Annotated in this window: 15 protein-coding genes; 9 read left to right on the forward strand and 6 right to left on the reverse strand. The window is 43.7% G+C overall.

Annotated features, from left to right (window positions below; all coding sequences use genetic code 11):
• From K4H96_RS02975 to K4H96_RS02985, 3 genes are read left to right on the forward strand one after another with little or no spacing between them, the layout of a single operon-like run.
• Complete coding sequence (locus tag K4H96_RS02975; protein ID WP_011836626.1) at positions 1-1,416, forward strand: Y-family DNA polymerase; 1,416 nt, start codon at positions 1-3, stop codon at positions 1,414-1,416.
• Positions 1,413-1,787, forward strand: a complete 375-nt coding sequence (locus tag K4H96_RS02980) for a hypothetical protein (RefSeq protein ID WP_011836625.1) — start codon at positions 1,413-1,415, stop codon at positions 1,785-1,787. Before K4H96_RS02975 ends, K4H96_RS02980 begins: the two co-directional genes overlap by 4 nt.
• Positions 1,765-2,058, forward strand: coding sequence for a DUF5960 family protein (locus K4H96_RS02985; protein WP_002910360.1), 294 nt, complete (start codon positions 1,765-1,767; stop codon positions 2,056-2,058). The genes K4H96_RS02980 and K4H96_RS02985 overlap by 23 nt, the downstream gene beginning before the upstream one ends.
• Positions 2,059-2,329: 271 nt before the next feature.
• Here K4H96_RS02985 and K4H96_RS02990 read toward each other — a convergent pair whose 3' ends face one another.
• Together K4H96_RS02990 and K4H96_RS02995 are read right to left on the reverse strand one after the other, a co-directional pair.
• Complete coding sequence (locus K4H96_RS02990) at positions 2,330-3,808, reverse strand: flotillin family protein (protein ID WP_125381900.1); 1,479 nt, start codon at positions 3,806-3,808, stop codon at positions 2,330-2,332.
• 104 nt (positions 3,809-3,912) lie between these two features.
• Positions 3,913-4,443: a YceD family protein gene (locus K4H96_RS02995; RefSeq protein WP_168956058.1), complete on the reverse strand. Its 531-nt coding sequence runs from the start codon at positions 4,441-4,443 to the stop codon at positions 3,913-3,915.
• Positions 4,444-4,542: 99 nt separating this feature from the next.
• On the opposite strand from K4H96_RS02995, the gene K4H96_RS03000 reads away from it, so the two are divergent.
• Positions 4,543-5,412 (forward strand): Rgg/GadR/MutR family transcriptional regulator, encoded by an 870-nt coding sequence (locus K4H96_RS03000; protein ID WP_223337482.1) that lies wholly within the window; start codon positions 4,543-4,545, stop codon positions 5,410-5,412.
• 351 nt (positions 5,413-5,763) lie between these two features.
• On the forward strand, positions 5,764-7,005 hold the full coding sequence (locus K4H96_RS03005; protein ID WP_223337481.1) for an MFS transporter: 1,242 nt from the start codon (positions 5,764-5,766) through the stop codon (positions 7,003-7,005).
• A 129-nt stretch (positions 7,006-7,134) separates the two neighbouring features.
• On the opposite strand, the gene K4H96_RS03010 is transcribed toward K4H96_RS03005, so the two are convergent.
• From K4H96_RS03010 to K4H96_RS03025, 4 genes are all read right to left on the reverse strand, one after another.
• Positions 7,135-11,847 carry a glycoside hydrolase family 70 protein gene (locus tag K4H96_RS03010; RefSeq protein WP_223337480.1) on the reverse strand — a complete coding sequence of 1,571 codons (4,713 nt, stop codon included), beginning with the start codon at positions 11,845-11,847 and terminating at the stop codon, positions 7,135-7,137.
• 69 nt (positions 11,848-11,916) lie between these two features.
• Positions 11,917-12,798, reverse strand: coding sequence for a helix-turn-helix domain-containing protein (locus K4H96_RS03015; protein ID WP_223337479.1), 882 nt, complete (start codon positions 12,796-12,798; stop codon positions 11,917-11,919).
• 460 nt (positions 12,799-13,258) lie between these two features.
• Positions 13,259-14,155 (reverse strand): zinc metalloprotease HtpX, encoded by an 897-nt coding sequence (gene htpX / locus K4H96_RS03020; protein ID WP_011836621.1) that lies wholly within the window; start codon positions 14,153-14,155, stop codon positions 13,259-13,261.
• Position 14,156: 1 nt separating this feature from the next.
• Positions 14,157-14,726: a LemA family protein gene (locus tag K4H96_RS03025; protein ID WP_002898080.1), complete on the reverse strand. Its 570-nt coding sequence runs from the start codon at positions 14,724-14,726 to the stop codon at positions 14,157-14,159.
• 153 nt (positions 14,727-14,879) lie between these two features.
• Between K4H96_RS03025 and K4H96_RS03030 the strand changes: the two genes are divergently transcribed.
• From K4H96_RS03030 to K4H96_RS03045, 4 genes are all read left to right on the forward strand, one after another.
• On the forward strand, positions 14,880-15,497 hold the full coding sequence (locus tag K4H96_RS03030) for a TetR/AcrR family transcriptional regulator (RefSeq protein WP_011836620.1): 618 nt from the start codon (positions 14,880-14,882) through the stop codon (positions 15,495-15,497).
• 62 nt (positions 15,498-15,559) lie between these two features.
• Complete coding sequence (locus tag K4H96_RS03035; protein WP_011836619.1) at positions 15,560-16,843, forward strand: MFS transporter; 1,284 nt, start codon at positions 15,560-15,562, stop codon at positions 16,841-16,843.
• Positions 16,818-19,154, forward strand: a complete 2,337-nt coding sequence (locus K4H96_RS03040; protein ID WP_223337478.1) for an ABC transporter permease — start codon at positions 16,818-16,820, stop codon at positions 19,152-19,154. Before K4H96_RS03035 ends, K4H96_RS03040 begins: the two co-directional genes overlap by 26 nt.
• Before the next feature lie 57 nt (positions 19,155-19,211).
• Complete coding sequence (locus K4H96_RS03045) at positions 19,212-19,955, forward strand: ABC transporter ATP-binding protein (RefSeq protein ID WP_223337477.1); 744 nt, start codon at positions 19,212-19,214, stop codon at positions 19,953-19,955.
• The last annotated feature ends 52 nt before the right edge of the window (positions 19,956-20,007 follow it).

Below are 20,007 nucleotides of genomic sequence, written 5' to 3' on the forward strand. Positions count from 1 at the left end.
ATGGTCCTATTTGATTATTCACGCGAGCCTCGTTCAGACATCGCTTTTGTGGATATGAAAAGTTTTTATGCCTCTTGCGAATGCATTTCCCTCGGCCTTGACCCTTTAAAAACCTCGCTCTGTGTCATGAGCCGAATTGAAAATTCCGCTGGACTGATACTAGCTGCCACCCCTCTCTTTAAAAAGAATTTCGGCAGCCAGAATGTCAGCCGAAGCTATAATCTTCCTTTTGATGTCCACACCCGTAAGTTCAACTATGCTGCTGCCCGCAAGCAGGGACTACCGATTACAGCAGATTATATACGCTTTATCGAAGACGCTGCTCAAAAGACCTTACTGGTCCCACCTCGGATGAACTACTACATCCAGAAAAACATGGAAATCCAAAAGATTTTCCAGGATTTTGCAGCTCCCGATGACATTTTCCCCTACTCAATCGATGAGGGCTTCCTAGATTTGACAAGCTCTATCAACTACTTCATTCCCGATCAGACGCTGGACCGCAGGACCAAGCTGGACCTGCTGGCTGCCCGCATTCAACAGGCTATCTGGAAGAAGACTGGGATTTATGCATCTATCGGTCTGAGCAACGCCAATCCACTTCTCGCCAAGCTAGCCTTAGACATTGAAGCCAAACACACAAAAAAGATGCGGGTCAACTGGTCCTATGAGGATGTTCCCAGAAAGGTTTGGACTATTCCGACAATGACTGATTTTTGGGGCATCGGCTACCGAACAGCCACCCGTCTTAAGAAGCTGGGAATTCACTCCATTTATGATTTGGCTCACTTTAATCCCGATATTCTCAAAAAAGAAATGGGAGTCCTGGGCCTGCAGCTTTGGTTTCACGCTCACGGCATTGATGAAAGCAATGTTCACAAGCCTTATCAGGTCAAGTCACACGGCCTAGGGAATTCGCAAATTCTCCCCCGAGATTATAGACAGCAGGCAGAGATTGAGCTCGTTTTCCGAGAAATGGCTGAGCAGGTCGCCATTCGGCTCAGACGCTCTGGTAAGAAATGCCAGCGTGTCTCCATCTATGCCCGTTACTCCAAGCAGGAGCTCCTGCCCTCCATTCATACACAGAAAAAAATTGAGCCCACTAACAACAGTGACCGATTGGCTCAAATCGTCGTTCAGCTTTTTCGTTCCAAATATCAGGGCGGGGCTATCCGCCAGATTGGCGTTTTTTACAGTGATTTTGTCGATCAAGGTTATGGTCTGATTTCTCTCTTTGACGATCCCCTGCAAATTCAAAAAGAAGAGGAGCTCCAACAGACGATTGACCGCATCAGAGATCGCTTCGGCTTCGCCTCTCTGCTTAAGGGAAATGCCTTGCTGGGCTCCTCCCGTGCCATCGCTCGAAGCAAGCTGACAGGTGGCCATTCGGCTGGAGGGCTGGAGGGCTTATCATGACCGACCGCTCCTACCTCCCCTATCAGTCAGCTCGTGACTTTCAGGATCGGGGCATGGCTAAGTGGGCTGGCTTTTTCCTCTCTGAGCACAGCACTGCTTTGGCCAAAAAAGAACTAGATATGAGCCAATTGCCCCAACTTGATAGACAGGAAAAATTCCAGTTACTCAACCAAGCCTACAGTCATCAAGTTCCCATCAGAATCACCTTTCTTAATCAGGGAAAGCTGACCGACATTACTGCTACCGTCTTTCAGCTGGACTGCAAGCAGGTCCTCCTGCAGGAAGGTGACCATTACAAAGGCCTTGCTATCCATCAGATTCTTTCGATACAAGCTTCAGGAGGCGCAGATGACCACTCAAAATGTACATGAGGAACTTCAATTTGACTATTTTTCCCAGAATTACTATCAATTTCAAGAGGATTTTTATCAATTTTCCAATCTTCCCCAGCCTCTGATGGTCATGGAAGATGACATCCTACTCCACATGGCCAGCCGCCAAGCCACTTATTTCAAACTCTCCAAGACCAAAAGCTTGGACAAGAAGGACCATTACTTCCACTTTACCGTCAGTCGTCCAGACCAAGCAAAACGACTCTGTATCTACCACTATCAAGGCCAAACAGAAGATATAAATCAATAAGCTCCCAAACTCAGTCTGGGAGCTTATTATATGGAGTTGGCCATCTACTAGAATCTTCTCAATTATTTATTGCTTTAAGTCAAGCAAATAACACTAAAGATTTGAGACAGCTATATTATATTTGAGGTCAATCTGAACCCGAGAAGCACCATTCTTTTTAGGTTATACACCTAGTTTATTTGTATAACTTAATTTCAGATTAAAAACACCCCAAAAGTTAGATTTTCTGTCTAACTTTTGGGGTGCGGGTCATAGCAATTTGCCTTTTCTTTTATTTTTTGTCGGTGTCAAGATTTGCAGCTTCAATAACAGGTTGCTCATCTTGTTTTAGCTTGTTAACAGTCATATTAACACCAAGAGCTCCTGCTAGGAGTTGACGGATGTCAAAGCCTGCACCTTGCGACACTTGGTCAATACTCTGCATGATATCACCAACCATCTTAGAAGCATTGCCTTCACCATACATAGTAATTTTGTCCACCTTAGTAAGCGGCTCTGCTACAGCACGGGCAATTTCTGGCAGTTTGTCTACAATCATCTCAGTAATCGCAGCTTCCTGCATCTTCTTCATGGCTTCTGCTTTTTTATCCAAACCTTGAGCTTCAGCTTCTAGCTTAAGACGAATAGCTTCAGCTTCAGCACGTCCCTTTGCTTCAATGGCTTCAGCTTCTTGCAGTTGCGCAAATTTCTCAGCCTCGGCTTGGGCCTTGCGGGCTTCGGCTTCTTTTTGTGTTTCAAAGAGTTCCGCCTCGGCTTGACGTTGACGCTCAATCAATTGTGCTTCCGCTGCTTGTTGACGAGAGTATTTCTCCGCTTCAGCCTGTTTGCGGATGTTAGCATCCAGTTCTTGCTCCCGAACCTTAACTTCGCGTTCCTTGACTTCAGCCTCTTTCTCTTGCTTCATGATATTAGCTTCAGCAGCCACACGTTCTTGCTCGCGACGCTGCACCTCTGCCTCAATCCCTTTAGCTGCATCAGCCTTAGCTTGCGCAATATCCGCTTCCTGCTTGAGGGCTGCTTGCTTCAGTTTCAACTCATTTTGCTTTTGAGCGATTTCTAAGTCAGCGGCTACGCGCTTGTCGTTAGCCAATTTGTCTTGCTCAGCTTCTACTTCCTTGCGCTCACGTTCAGCTTTAGCCTTTGCAATTAGGGCATCTTTTTTGATGGTTTCGACATTTTCGATACCGAGATTATCAATCACACCACCTTCGTCAGAGAAAGACTGAACGGTAAAGGCAATGACTTCTAATCCCATCTTAGCCAGATCCGGAGCTACGTTGTCCTGAACTTTTGAGGCAAATTCCTGACGGTCATTGACCATCTTACGAAGCTCCATCTGACCAATTACTTCCCGAAGATTTCCTTCCAAGACATCTTGAACAGAGTTAGAAATATCTGTTGTATTCCAATTAAGGAAGTTTTCTGCTGCACGAGCAATCATTTCATCGGTCGTTCCGATTTTCAGCTTAACAGCTGCATCAGCACGTACATTGATAAAGTCAAGAGTCGGTACTGCTTCAGATGTGCGAACATCTGTTGAGAACTGCTCAATATCCAAATAGGAGCGCTGCTCTACAAAAGGAATCATAAATCCAGCTTTACCGCGAAGGTGACGCTGTTTACGAAGACCTGTAATTACAACTACTTCGTTAGGGCGTGCGTTAACATAGCCTTTCACTAAAAGTACAACAAGTACAACCAAACCAATAATTACTGGAATCAACCAGGTTGGAAAGAAAAATGTATCCATTAAATCTCCTTCTATAAGACAATTTTCATTGTCTATTTTCTTTTTATACTTAGTATAACAAATTATTTCAAATTCTCAAATTATTTTCAAAATTTTTACAAGAATTATTCATCAAAAAGTCCTTGCAAACCAGCGAAAGGATTGTTCTTCTCTTTTTGAGCTTCCTGGGCAGCGGCGAATTCTTCTTCTGTCATAACCTGCCAGTCCTGACCTGACAGAAAGCCTTGGCCAGCTTCTTCCTCAGCTGTTAGAATTTTCAGCGGGATATTCATCAGGATATTATCAGCTACACTCTCGGCTACATTAATCTCGCCATTTTCAATCGGCAGCACCAAGTCCTGATCAATCATATCCTGTGATGCAGCCTGGCCTTCCTCCATGAAAATTTCGTTGACTAGATAAGACTCCTTGAGTTCTACTGGCTCCATACTACGACTGGACGTCAAGGTAATGGTATAAGACAGGTCATAATCTAGAAAATAGAGGCCATCTTCATATTGAACCTTTCCTTTGGCTAAAATATCCTGAACATCTAAAATCTCAGGATTGCGTTCTTTTAACTCCTCTGCCAAGTCCAGCTTTTTCTCAAAGGCTAGTCCATCTGGATTCTTCCGAATTTCTTGAATATGCAACATAAGTTCCTCTTTGTTTTTTTCTTTATATTATATCATGTTTGAGCACTTCGATGTTATTGAAAATTATTTTGTTATAATAAAATTCAAGGAGGGAAGAAAATGAAACATCTAGGACAGGTTTTTAGATTTTTTCGAGAGGCAAGGCACATCTCTTTATCCGAAGCGACTGGCGGAGAATTTTCAAAATCTATGCTCTCTCGCTTTGAAAATGGGCAGAGCGAACTTTCGGCACAGAAATTTTTTAGCGCTCTCAGCGCCATTCACACGGAAACGGAAGAATTTACCGTTGCAGCCGGCATCCAGGATCATCATTCTCGCAAGGAACTCTTAAGCCAAATTCAAGACCTGTTGCAAGCCAATCAGCTTGACCTCTTAGAAAAACTTTATCTGAAAAAAGAAAAAGTCACTCAAAAAAGCAAGCGCGCTAATGATTGGGTTGAACGCCTGATTGTAAAGGCCTATCTCTGTGCCCTTAAGGAGTCAGAGAAGGCCAGCCCAGACGAGCTGGATTTCCTGCATGATTACCTCTTTTCAGTTGATATTTGGGGGCGCTACGAACTCAATCTCTTCTCTATCTGTACCCCGGTTTTATCTCTAGACTTGTTTTCCCAATACACCAAAGAAATCCTCTCAAGAAAGGATTTTGCTACCTTATTTGCCAACAACCGCAACACCCTGCACACTACCTTTCTTAATGGCTATCTTCTGGCCATCAGTCAGGAAAATATCACTCAGGCAGACTATTTCCAACAAGTCATTGAGCGACACTTTTATGAAGAAAATGAGACTTACTTTCGAATTGTCTATCTCTTTGCTCAGGGAGAGTTAGCTTGTTTGAAAGGGCAAAAAGAAGAAGGGCTTTCGCAAATGAAGCAAGCTGTCGATATTTTCCGAATCTTGAACTGTCAGCATAGCGCTGACTACTATCAAGAAGCTCTTGATACTGCTTTTCAAAAATATAGCAAATAATGCAAATTTCCGCTTTTAAGCTCAGCGATTTTGAGTTGGAAAGTGGTTTTTTTGTTCCTACTCAAGCTCCACCTTTCTGATTTAAAAGTTTCTACCCGAAAATCGTTGAATATATGCAACATTTCCTGCAGATTGGATTTTCTATTTTATACTAAAAGCAGAAAGAGCTAGCGCAAGTCACTTTTAGAATTTTACCACTTACTTACGAGACCTGACCAGTTGCCGAAAAGCCCTTGTTTTTGGCTTTAAACGGTCTATAATAGTCATCAGAAAGAGAAAAAACAAAAGCCAGATTACAGATGCACCCAATCAGCTTTTAGACAATCTTGCAGTTTAGAAAAGGAATCTACGATGAAATTATTCTTTAAAAATGGGGTCTATACCTCACTCAGCCTTTCCCGAATCTTCAACACCTTGGGAGCTTCTATTTTCAATATTGTTTTTGTGGTATTTGCTTCCAGCATGCCCAATCCCAAGTTTGCTATTGCTGTGGCTAATTTTATCGTCCTGGTTCCGACATTCTTTACTATCTTTGCTGGTATCAAAGCCGACAAGACCATCCATAAAGCTCGTTGGCTGATTCATTTTGGTTATCTTCAAGCCCTGCTCTTTGTCCTTGTCGCCTTCATGACTCGCTCCAGCTCTTATCTAGCCTTTTCAGCCGTCTGCTTGATGAATATTCTTTCAGATATCATCAGCGATTACCGTAGCGGCCTGCAAATGCCGATTTTGAAAAAGAATGTTCCAGAGAAAGACCTTATGGAAGCCTTCTCTTTTACCCAGCTTATCAGCTTTCTCTGCAGCCTGGCCGGACAAGCTTTGGGAGTTTGGCTCTTAACGATCAGCCAGCAAGACTTTTTCTTAGTTGCTTTAGTTAACGCTGTGACCTTTCTCCTATCCTCCACCATCCTCTACCTAGTCCGTCGCAGATTGACCCATGACCCAGTGGCAATTTCTGAGAGAAAGGCTCCTCTGAAAGAAGAATTGAAGAAAATGTACACATCGTCCAAGCTCATTTTTGAGCAGGAAGGTTCTAACAATTTTCTCAAACTGCTGGCTCAAATCCTGATTGTCAACGCTATGGCAGGTTCTCTTATAGCTCTTTATAATCTCTACTTGCTGGACAATCCCATCTTCCAGCTGTCCTTTAGTCAGTCTCTCTTGGTTCTTCAGACCACTCTTGTCCTAGCCATAATCGCAGCCAGCCTGACGCCAAACGATTACTTTAGCCTTCTCTCTCTAAATCAACTAACCCTCTGGGCTGCTCTCACAATGATTCTGCTTGCTGTCAGCAATTTCTTGCATCTGCCTGTTTTCGTCGGCATTGCTTTTGGATTTTTACTAGCTTATATCTCCGGTAAGATCAATCCCAAAATCAACACCCTCTTACTGAGCAAATTGCCTTCTGATGTTCTCGCTCAGACTTCCAGCTTTCTGAGTCTGCTCTTTTCTTTCTCTGTTCCCTTTGGTACCATGGTCTTTAGCAGCCTAGCCCTCTGGAATATGAACGCTAGCTGGCTCATCTTCAGCATTATCGGTGTGATTGCTCTGCTCCTATCTATCGAAAAAAAGAAAGATGTTAAAGAAAGATGATAGATCAATTTTGTTTTTATATTTGTTCTCCTAAAAGACAGCAAAAACGATAACTTCCAAACAAGAAGTTATCGTTTTTGTGTATTAGAAAGCTAAAGATTAAGTTTCATTTAGCCTATTCTATTGCTATTAGTTCCAGCCGAAGCGTCTGCCTCTACCATTGCGGTCAAAGTACATCCAACTTCCATCTTCCAGCTGAATCCATTTATTGCGCGCCATTTCTCCTGAATTGGTATCAAAGTAACGGTTAGCACCATTGACATAGACAATCTTACCTTTGACTTGCTTGCCATTTTGGTCGAAGTAAAGGGTTTGTTGGCCAATCTGCTGCAAACCTGTCACTGCTTTACCAGACTGATCGAAGTAGTACCATTCGTTCTTGGCACCTTCAACAAACTTGTTGGCTGCCATTTCGCCTGAATTGGCATCGAAGTAACGGATAGATTTATCGGCCAGAGTTACTAGCTGTCCTTTGACTTGCTTACCATTTTGGTCGAAGTAAAGGGTTTGTTGACCAATCTTCTGAAGACCTGTCACTGCTTTACCAGACTGATCAAAGTAATACCATTCGTTCTTGGCACCTTCTGCAAACTTGCCGACTGCCATTTCTCCTGAATTAGCATCGAAGTAACGGATCGTTTTATCAGCCAGAGTTACTACTTTACCTTTGACTTGCTTGCCATCTTGGTCAAAGTAAAGGGTTTGTTGGCCAATCTTCTGAAGACCTGTCACTGCTTTACCAGCCTGATCAAAGTAATACCATTCGTTCTTGGCACCTTCCGCAAACTTACCGACTGCCATTTCTCCGGAGTTGGCATCGAAGTAACGGATACTCTTGTCTGCAAGTGTCACGATTTTACCCTTGACTTGCTTGCCATCTTGGTCGAAGTAAAGTGTTTGCTGGCCAAGTTTTTGAAGACCTGTTACTGCAACACCATCTGCTCCGAAATAGTACCAGTCACTTGGATTATCACCTTGGGCAAAGCGGTTAGCAGCAGCATTACCTGAATCCTTATCAAAGTAACGCAGTTTACCATCTTTGGCACGCGCAATCTTGCCCTTGACTTGGTAGCCATTTTGGTCGAAGAATTGCTGATTGCCGCCCATGGTTACCAGGCCTCTAGCCATGACACCCTTGGCATCAAAGTAACGCCAGTTTTGGCCATCAGTAGTGTAGTAACGGTTGAGAACTTGGGCACCAGTCTTATCATAGTAGTACTGATTGCCGTTTTCATCTTCACGGAGAGAGTCACGCAGCTGAATACCATTCTTGAGGAAATAAACTTGCTTGCCATCAATTTCATGAGCACCCGTTGCTAGGTAACCTCGTTTATCGAAGTAATACCAATTTCCATTTTCATCTTGGATAAAGGAATTTCTAGCTTGATAGCCACTAGTTGAATAGTACTTAGTACCACTAGCATCACTAACAAATCCTGTGTAGGCATTCTTATTAACTAATTGTTTAGGCAGTACCATCTCACCATTCTTGTTGTTGAGATATTCGTTGCTAGCCCAGTCTTTAAGGACATAGTAAGCACCACGACCCAAGATATTGGTACCGTTGAAGTGTTTAGCAGACCACTTGGTAATCTTCTCATCAGTCGTCATCTTTTGACCGTTGGAAATCTGTACTCGTTCAAAGATTTCTGGATATTTAGCTTTGAGTTCATCCAAGAAGACTCCACCATACTTGCCTTGATAGTCTGTACCATTCGTTTTAGTATTGGCAACGTAAAGATTTTCCTTGATTTCTGCGCCTTCACGGTAGGTTCCGTAGTTGTTGACACGAGTTGCTGTTACCACTTCCTTGCCTGGCAGGTTGTAGATTTGGTCTGGCACCCAGTCCGCAATGGCTTGGATATTGACACTGTGAAGAGCACGGAGAGCATTGAGCAGGTCATCTAAAGAACCATATTTATTGTTCTTGCTCATAGCCATATCATAGCGGTCTTCAAATGCATAACCATTCTGGATGATAGAATCTAGGAAAGTACCGTCTTGGCTAGATACATACTGAGGCGGCAGCTCAAATGAAGTCACTCCCCATTCCTTGAAGAGGTTGACATTTTTAGCAATGACTTTATTGGTATACTGGTCATCGCGAGTTGCAAAGTCTTGGAAGTTAGAGAAGCCTTCATAAATCAGCTGAGAATCAAGGGCTGCGCTAGATTCGTAAACCTGACCGCTGGCATTTTTCTTCTTGCTGGCTGCTACACGAGCATCCTGATCTGCCTTGGCACCAACTGGTACCCAAACAGCCAGATAACCAGAAACTTGGACATTGCTGTAACCTGCGATATCATTCATATCAAAGGTCAAAATACCATTGGCATCTGTCTTCTTCCAGAGGGATTGTGGTACTTCTTCGTCAGTTAAATAGCGGGAAATACCATCTTTGGTCGTCAAGAGCACAGGACGGTAGTATTGATTCTTATGGGCTGCTCCCATATTGACTTGCAGTTTATCCCATTCGTTAAGTTTCAGATTCGGATTATTAGAAGCAATAACTGCCATCCCTTGGGTACGAGTTTCTGTTGTTCCTTCATCTGTTGCTTCGTTAGCACCAGTACCGTAACGAACAGAGGTTAAAATACCATTGTAAGACCATTTATCAGCCTCACGAGGGACACCCATATAGGTGACTTTCATGTCCTGTCCGCCAGCTACATACTTAATACGAGCACGCAACAGGGCATCGATAGCATCGTGGTAAGGAGATTTTTTCTCCATATATTGACCGTCATCTGTATAGAGATCACCATAGTAGACCCGAGTGATGGAGTCTTTGTTGGAGAGCATGAGAGCATGAGCAGTTGGGATATTGAACTGCGTATACTTCTTGTCGGCCTTGCGCATATCTTCGTTGTAGATCTTGAAGGCTTGCTTGAGCTCATCCATGGTAAAGGTCAAACCATCCGTGTTTGGATTGATATTTTCTCGGATGATATCGGCAATAACGGTTTGCACTTCACTATCATGAGCCCGAACAAAGATATAGTTGGCCATCCGTTCGCCATTTTTCTTTTCAGTAGAACGGTCATTCAGACTATTCGTAATCGTTGGCTCTACACCACTACGGATAGAAAGCTTACGCATGAACGAATAAAGCAAGGATAGACGAAGCTTATTATCAATCGGTAATTGTGCACCCTTGGTGTCTTTGTTGTAGTCAGGGTCGTTGTCAGACCAAGCTTCCAAGATAGACAGATGCTTGATGGCTTCTTCTTCACTTTCTCCAACCTTGTAGCGAGACTTGAAGTAATCAGAAGCAATTTGGAGCAAGTCCGCATTGACATTGTCTACCGCATCGACACGGACTCCGTCAAAGTTAGCAGTCGGATCATTGGCTACGATGCTTCCGAAGTTCATCATAAAGTGCAGCCAGTTGAGTTGCTCAGCCTGAACAGCTGGATTAGAGTTGTCAAAGTCGTTGGCTAGCAGGAACTCATAACCGCCAGTTGACTTGTCAATGAAGTACTTAGGTGTGCCAGTTTGGTTGGTAGGGGTGCGGTTCAGGATGCGGTACTTAGAATTAGCATGAGAAGTCTTATCACTATTGGTATAAAGCAGAGCTCCGCCTTGCAAGTGGTCCTTATTAGTACCAGTTGTTTCAGACTCTGTCTTGATATTCCAGTTTGGCTGAGTTTTGACAAATGCGCCCATCAGTGTTCTCAGCCATTTAGTATCACCTTCTTTACCGATTCTTTCTTCAATTTTGCGCTGAACCTGCTGAGAAGCACCTGTCAGGATAGCTTGTTCCACTTTGTTTTCAAAAGCTCCTGCTCCCAAACCTTGCTGGTTCATATAGTTGAGATAGCTAACCTGCGTTTGCTTATCAGGCCACCAAGCCATTAAAAGCGGACGCAAGTCAGTCTCTGTAGATGGAGTCCATGTTTTTCCATCCTTGAGGATAGCTTTTGGACGATACCAAGTATCCGCTGTCAGGTAGCCGTCAACTGTCTCAATATCCTTTTCCGTAGTGCCATGGAAGGCATTCATTCTGCTAAATTCATTGTTGAGGCTGCTAGTACCTTGCTGGAATTGATACTCAGCTGAATCAATCAGTGCTCCAGTCTCTGCATCGAAATAAAGAATTTTTCCATTGAGCTCAACAGCGAAATTCTTTTTAACTGTACCGTCGTCCTGAACATAGTATTTCTTGCCATCAATGGTCTTGATGTGAGATAAGACATCATCATCATGCTCAGCATTAAAAGGTGCTGCTTGAGCTTGAGCGGCCACCATTCTTTCAGCAATCGCTCCCTGTCTTTGAGCTGGTTCTGGCAAGCGATCTTTCTTTGCAATCTTTGGATTTGCAACAATCTTGTCTGTAACAGTCTTCTTTGCTTGTTTGTCAGCAGTTGCTGGACTTGCTTGTCTATCCTGAGCAATTGCTGCAGTTTTAGCAGTTTCTGATGTTGCATTAGCTGCTTTTGCTTCTTCAGCAACGACCGCTTTTTCTGTAGTTGCTGCTTCTGCTACTGCCGGCTTAGCTGGCTCTTGAGCATCTGTTTGAGCTGTTGCTTCCGTATTTGCTGCAGTTTCAACAGTTTTTTCACTGGCTACAGCAGCATCAGTCACCTTGTCTGCAGAAGTTGCTTTTTCTGCTTCCAACTGAGAAGCTGAGTGAGCTTGTACTTGAACTGGCTGCCCTGAGCCACTATCCTGAGCTGCAGTTGGTTCTTGAACTGCCACCTGCTTAACATCATCAGCGCGGACAAGACCTGCTTCGAGACCAAGTACTTTTGGTGCTACGATAAGTGCTAAGGTAGTCACACCGATGGCTACCCAGTTCTTCTTAACTTTATGCATCTTATAATGAATTTTTTTCTCCATCATAAAGCCTCCTTCTGAATTTGGTATAAAGTTATACTCTTATTCTAGTATATTTTTAGAAATGAGTCTATTTTATTTGCACATCTGCAACTGCGAAAGGCAAATCCTTTCAAACTGAGCTTTGAGCTTCTGGGCAACACCGAAAGAATCTAAAAATTCCAAGAAAGATAAGCACTCCTCAATATCACTCAGAGCATAGCTATTCCCAACCTTGTAGGAATAAAGAGCCCTATGATACTTAATCAGCATCCGATCATAAAGATCTGTCTCAGGGATTTTAGAATGGTCAAGATAATTGAGGAATCTCATAGCAACTAGCAAATGATTACTCTCTATGCAGACGCTGATAACATTAAGCAGCATCTTGATAATACGCCGGCGATTCTCCGGTAGATTATTATAAAACTGGGTGCGGTTAATCATCTCACTAGCAAAGGTCTCCAGTGTTTCCAAGGTCAATAGATCCACACTATTAGTAAAGAGCCATAGCTCATAACGCCCCCACTCCTCAACGGAAAAGAGATAATCGGTCAGAAATTCTATATCTTTCTTGCTAATCTGAAAATCTGGACTGCAGGAAGACAAGACTGCTCTAACAACAATTGTATTAAGCCTATAGTTCTTCTTCTCAGGGAACTTTTCAGCCAAAGCTTCTGAGCTAGCCAAAATACTTTGGAGTTTGACAACATTGTTTTCCTGATAAGCATCAGCTACTTTTTTTGAGAAAAGCACATCATCTGCCTCAATGTAGTTATGGTAAACATACTGAAATTCGTCTAGAGAAACAGCCATATTCTTCAAGCAGCAATAGAAAGAATCAAGCGTGATACCACTGACTCCCCGCTCAAAACGAGACAGCTGAGCCACTGAAATATCTCCGGCTGCCGCCTCTTTAAGAGACATGTTTTTTGATTCTCTAATGACTTTGAAAATTTTTCCAAATGTTTTCAACATATTGAGCCCTCGGTTTCATATATGCAATAAAATTTTTTACTAAATTTAATATACTAGTAATATATTTCGAATATGTTACAAAAAAATTACTTTATATTTCCAAATAATACAAATAGATTAATTTGAAAGATAGGAATACTCAATATAGTGATTTTTTCTGAAAGTTTTATTGTTTTCAAGAAAATATTGATTTTATAAGATTCTCAGAAGGGTTCAACCTGACAACTTGAAAACACTGGCTTTTTTAAATCTAGCCTCCTTACTTATACAAAAATAAACTTGGATAATCTAAGTTTTATAAACAACTGAAATGAAACTGTAACAAAATCTAAACGATTATTTTTTAGACATGAATGAAAGGAAGTAAAATGAAAAGGACTTAGCCCTGTCCAATGCAGAACTAAATCCTTTTACTGGTTATTTATCTAACTTTTGGGAATAATTTAAGTTTCCTCTGGTTTTACATATGTCTCAAGCGCTCCACCCGCTCTGAGATAGGAGGGTGCGTATAGAAGAGTTTCTTCAGTCCGCCTTCTTTTTTAGGATCGCTTATATAGAGAGCTGCACTGGCATCATCGACATGATGCTCCATAGGCTCGCTGCGATCCAGCTTGAGTAGGGCATTGATCATCCCTTGCGGATTGCGGGTCAGCTCTACACTGGAAGCATCAGCCAGAAACTCCCGCTGACGAGAAATGGCCAACTGCACCAAGGTAGCTGCCAGAGGAGCTAAAACGATAGCAATCAATGATACGATAAGGAGAATAATTCCCAAACCACTATCGTTATCTCGATCATTACTACTGCGCCGTCCGCCACCAAACCACATCATACGACCAGCTAGGCTAGACAACATGGTAATAGCACTGGCCAAAGCTACAGCAATCGTTGAAATTCTGATATCATAATTTCGAATATGACTGACTTCATGGCCAATCACTCCCTCAAGCTCCTCACGATTCATGATTTGCAAGATACCTGTAGTTGCTGCAACAGCTGCATTTTCAGGCTTAGAGCCAGTCGCAAAAGCATTGGGAGAGGGATCCTCTACGATATAGACACGTGGCATAGGAATCTGAGCGACCATGGCCATATCTTGAACAATATGATAGAGTTCAGGTGCTTCCTGCTCAGAGACCTCGCGAGCTCCGTTCATAGCCATGACCACTTCTGTAGACTGAAAAATCATCACTCCGGCATAAATCGCTCCGATGATCAAGGCTAGCAAGACACCACCAACAGCAGAGCGCAGCCAGAGATAGCCAATAGCTGCTCCAAGGAGAGCCAAGAGTCCGAAAAAAGCGATAAGGAGGAGCCAAGTCCTCCTTTTATTGCTGGCAATTTGATCAAATAGCATCTTAGTCACCTAGTCCAGTGCTGCCAAAGTCAACTTTTGGTACAGCCTTTTCTTCTTCTGGTGTCTTGAGGAAGTCAGCAGCTTTAAAGCCAAAGATTCCTGCAACAATATTGCTTGGGAATGTTTCCAACTTGACATTGTAGTTGCTAGTTACTGAATTATAAAGCTGACGAGAATAAGCAATTTTATTTTCAGTATTGGTCAGTTCTTCCTGCAACTTCAGATAATTGGTGTTAGCTTTCAGATCTGGATAGCTTTCAGCTACTGCAAAGATTCCAGAAATCTGACGAGAAAGGGCGTCGCTGGCTTGCATGGCTTCGGCTGGTGAAGCAGCTGAAGCTACCTGGTTGCGCAGTTGTGTTACCTTTTCCAAGGTTGCCTGCTCATACTTGCCATAGCCTTTGACCGTTTCCAAGAGGTTAGGAATCAAGTCATTACGGCGTTTGAGCTGCACATCGATCTGACTCCAAGCTTCCTGAGTCTGCATGCGGCTTTTAACCAAGGTATTGTAAGCACCAACAACGAAGAATGCTAAAACCGCGACAATAATAAGAATAATAATAAAAGTCATGATATACTCCTTCAATTTTGATTAGACTTATTATATCAAAAAATAGAGGAACTGTCTTTATTCTTGACATTGATTTAGAAAAGATGTACGATAAAGGAAAGAATAAACCGACTGTCGGTCTAATAAAATTTTACTAATAAAAAGGATGCAAGCATGGCTAATAAAAAAGACTTTATCTTAGATACCGCACAAAAGCTTTTTATGGAGCAAGGCTTTGACCAGACCTCTATCTCCCAGATTTTAGAAGCGACTCAAATCGCCCGTGGTACTCTCTACTATTACTTTTCTTCTAAGGAAGAAATTATGGATGCCATCATTGAGCGAACTATTGAACAAGCATTTACGGCTTCTCAAGCCTTTGCCAACAATCGTGAACTAACTGTCCTAGAGCGCTTGTTTGGCAGCATGGCTGCTCTGAATCTTAATCATCAAGAGGGAGAGGAAGTGCTGCTGCATCTCAACCAGCCACAAAATGCGCTCCTGCACGAAAAGACCAATCAAATTCTTCTTGAACGAGCACCCCAGATTCTACTTCCCATCATCCAAGACGGTATCACTGCTGGAGATATGAGGACCGACTATCCCTACGAAAGCTTGGAAATGATTCTTACCTATTCCCTGCAAGCTTTTGGCAGCAGTTTTCAGGCACTACCTCCAGAAAAACAGCAGCAAAAACTACAAGCTTTTCTCTATCTTTTAGAAACTCTTTTTCACAGCCGGCAAGGCTACTTCAATCCCTTTCTATCTTTGATTCAGACTCAAAGCAGCTAGACAGCTAAGCACTAGATTCACTATTTACAATTACTTGACATTGCAAACATAAGGAGGCAACTATGAAACAATCAGGCTTTAGACTCTTTTTATTGATTTGGATTGGAAGCCTCATCTCGGAAATCGGCTCTGGTATGACTTCTTTCGCTTTAGGAGTTTATATCTTCCAGCTGACCGGTTTGGTTTCTGTTTCTTCTTTTGTTACCCTTTGTGCTTTTCTGCCTGGTCTTTTGGTTACTCCTCTAGCTGGAATTCTGGCCGATCGCTATGACCGAAGATTGCTGATGGCTCTGGGAGATGGTCTGTCAGGCTTAGGAGTTCTCTGGATTTACTTTAGTCTGAAGAATCCTGCTTTGATTTTTATCTGTATCGGAGCTGCCATTAGTTCGCTCTTTTCAGCCTTGGTCAATCCAGCCTTTCGAGCTACGATTTCCGACTTGCTGCCTGAGGACCAATTATCAAAAGCAACTGGTTTGTCCCAGATTAATGGCATTGCACGTTATCTGATTTCACCAGCCTTGGCTGGAATGATTTTGGCGAGTGGACATATCAGCACGATTCTGTTGCTGGATTTTTCAACTATTTTCGTGACGGTAGCCTGCACCTTGCTCGCTCGTAGGGCCATTCATTCGCAAGTTTATAGCAGTGATAGTCGTTTCTGGGCTGATTTCCTTAAAGGTTTTCAAATCGTCTATGGAAAAAAAGGCATCTGGATTTTAGTCCTAGCTGGAACAGGCTTTTCCTTCTTTCTGGGAACTGTCCAAATCCTGCTTTCTCCCTTAGTGCTGGCTTTCGCAGATGCCAAAACAGCCGGTTGGGTTATGACCATCTCCAGCAGTGGTATGCTGATAGGAGGCTTGGTTCTGGGGATATTTGCTATCAAAAAACACTTCCACTGTATGCTCTGTCTCTCACTATTTCTACTGGGATTCTTCATGGTTGGGCTGGGAATGAAAGAAAATTTCATCTGGATTTGCAGCTTTGGCTTTCTCCTCTTTGCTGCCCTGCCTTTCGCCAATACAGCCATTGACTATCTAGTCCGCATCAATATTAACAAAGCCGACCAAGGCAAGGTCTGGGGGACCATCGGGATTATTTCTCAGCTGGGCTATGTGCTAGCTTATGCCGGCATGGGTTGGGTCGCGGACACTCTTTTCAAGCCCTCGCTAACTTACTTTGGCTGGCTGGCAAATTCTGTCGGAAAAATCATCGGTGTTGGAGGAGGCAGAGGCTACGGTCTGCTCTTTATCCTATCCGGTATCTCTATCAGCATCGGTGCTTATCTGCTCTCCCGAGCACGTTCAGTAAAGGAGCTGGAATATGTTTCAACGCTTGATAAAAAATGATTTAAAAGAAAACAAAGTCAGCATGCTAGTCATTGGACTTTTCCTGCTTCTGACTCTGACTCTGAGCTTTGCAGCCACTCGCCTGACCGTCAGTCTGACTAGCTCGATTGAGCGCTTTGTAGAAACAGCTAAAAGTCCTCACCTGCTACAGATGCACAGCGGAAGCGTTGACCAAGAACGCCTGCAAAACTTCGTCCAGCAGCATCCAGAAATTGCCTCTTGGCAGCTGACAGACTTTGTCAATGTGGAAGGATCAGCCATCCGCATCAATGAGAAAAACTCACTTCAGGACAGCTCCCAGGATAATGGCTTTTCCAGTCAGAACCAAAACTTTGACTTTCTGCTGGATCAGAATAACCGGCCTGCCCAGCCTCAGCCAGGGCAAGTTTATATCCCCCTTTATTATTACAATAGCGGAAAAATCAAAATCGGCGACCAAATAAGGGTCGGCAAGCTACGGCTAACTGTCCAGGGCTTTATCCGAGATGCCCAGATGAATGCTGGCCTAGTCTCCTCCAAGCGCTTCCTCATCTCGCCGACTGATTTGCAGACTCTGAAAAAAGAAGCAGTTGCATCTAATGAGAACCTGATTGCCTTTCGAGTGAATAAGCTTAGTCAGATCTCAGCTGTCGAGCAAGCCTATAAAAATGCCGAGCTTGAGTCCAACGGGCCGCCTATGATTACCTATCCGACTATCAAGATGATTAACGGCTTCAATGATGCTCTAGTCATCCTAGTCATGGGGCTACTGGTTATGGCCATCATTGGCATCACCTTTCTCTGCATGCGCTTTGCCCTCTTGACCAAGATTCAAGAAGACCTGCAGCAGATTGCCGTTATGAAGGTGATGGGACTGCCCCAAAGCTTTATCAGCAGGGTCTACCTGACCAAGTATTATTTCTGTCTGTCTCTAGCAACCATCGCAGGCTGGGGGCTGTCCTTTCTTCTGAGTGGTCCTTTTAAAAAGCAGATGGCACTGTCTATGGGGCAAAGTCCGACGCCCTTCTATAGCTATCTTTTGGAAGCGCTAGTGGCTCTACTGCTCTGTCTCTTAGTCTTCTGGCTGACTGCCCGACCTCTCAGCTCCTTTAAGAAAATGACACCCGGCCAAGCTTTAAGATTAGCTTCTTCCAACAGTCTGACCGAGACTCGTTCTACTCCGAAAATGGGCTTACCGACTATCCCCTTCTTAGACAGACCCTATTTCGCCCTAAAAACGATTCTGAATCATAAAAAACTCTATTTGACTATCTTGTTCATTGTCAGTTTGATTAGCCTGCTTATCCTGCTGCCAGCCAGTCTCTACAGCACTGTGATGGACAAGAATTTCATTCAGTATCTGGGAGCTGGTCAGGCAGATGTGTTGGTTGATATTTCTCAGACTGAAGACATTGATACCAAGGCTGCCCAGCTTCTGAAAGAACTGCAGGCAGACAAGGATATCGCAGAGATTAATCAGTACCTGAGCCAGAATTTCTCCTATCAAGACCAGCAAGGTCAGACCCAGCAGTTGCGGGTAACTCTGGGAAACCATGCGGGATTTCCAGTCAAATACAGCCAAGGCCGCTATCCTAAAAACGAGCATGAAATTGCCCTCTCCAAGCTTAAGGCAGAAGAGCTCAAGCTAAAAGTAGGGGACAGCTTGACCTTGACGGTAGACGGTCAAGCCAGAAAACTAAAAGTAGTCGGTATCTACTCAGACCTGACCTACGGCAGCAAGACCGCCAAGGCTGTCTTTGTGACAAAGCAAGCGCAAACGCTCAATAGTCTGACGACCATCCGCCTTAAAGATGCTAGCAACAAAGCTCAAAAAATCAACGAATGGAAAAAACGCTATTCCAACTATAAATTAACCGACGTAAAAGACTTTTTCCATCAAACTTTTGATGACACTCTAGCCATGCTCCGCCTGATTCAGACCAGCGTTTTCTGGACAGGGCTCGGCATTGTCTTCATCCTAATGACTCTCTTTGTCTATATGATTTTCACCAAGGACCAAGCTGACTTGGCACTTTATCGGATGCTTGGATTTGGCAGTGAACGACTCAGGAGCCACTACCTGCTCGCTGTCTGCTTCATCTTAATGCTGGCTCTGGCAATAGCCAACCTGCTGCTCCTTAGTCTGGGGCAAGAAGTCTGCAGTCTGCTGCTCAGCAACTTCGGTATCAGCAAACTCCAGCTCATCATCAATAAGTCCCTTACTTTTCTATGGACACCGCTGGCTCTGCTTCTTAGCGGACTTACAGCAGCACACATCAGTCTCCGAGCTCTGAACAAGCTGGAAATTGGACGCTATCTCAAGGAATATTGACCTTAAGCAGATAGCTTTCGAGCACTTAGCATTTATTTTACATCCGAGGAGAAGCCTATGTTATTAGAAGCACATAACCTCAGCAAAAGCTATCAGGAAAATCAGGAGCCCATTCTTCGTGATTTATCGCTAAAGATTGAAAGTGGCCAATTCATCGCCATCATGGGGCCGTCTGGCTGCGGGAAATCCACTCTTCTCAATCTTCTGTCCACCATTGACAGACCTGACCAAGGGCAGATTCTTTACCAGGAACAGGACTTGCTAGCTATGAAAGATAAGGACTTAGACCGCCTTCGCAGAGAGGCTTTCGGCTTTGTCTTCCAGCAGGCAACCTTCCTGAAAAATCTCAATATCCTAGACAATATTTGCCTACCGAGTATTATTGGTAAGAAAAGCAGCGAGCGAAAGGCAGCCTATGAACGAGCCAAGGAGTTAATGGCTCTGACTGGGATCAAGGACATTGCCCAGCGCTCTATCCATCAGGTATCGGGCGGCCAGCTCCAGCGAGCCGGCATCTGCCGGGCTCTCATGAACCAGCCTCGAATTATTTTTGCTGACGAGCCGACAGGAGCGCTCAACTCTCAGGCCGGCCGTCAAGCTATGGAGCTCATGCAGCACTTCCACCAGCAGGGCGCAAGTATTCTCCTAGTGACGCATGATGCCAGCGTGGCTACCTATACAGACAAGGTCCTGCTCATTTTAGATGGCAAGATAAAAAAAGAAGTTCTATTTGACCAAACCGCTAATCAGGATGAGCGGCGCCAGCTGCTCTTGGCGGAGCTCAATCAGATTGGCATATAAGACAAGAGACCCTTTGGCAGAATGCTGGGGTCTCCTTTTTATGATATAATAA

This window comes from Streptococcus sanguinis (assembly GCF_020729765.1).
Lineage (GTDB): Bacteria > Bacillota > Bacilli > Lactobacillales > Streptococcaceae > Streptococcus > Streptococcus sanguinis_Q.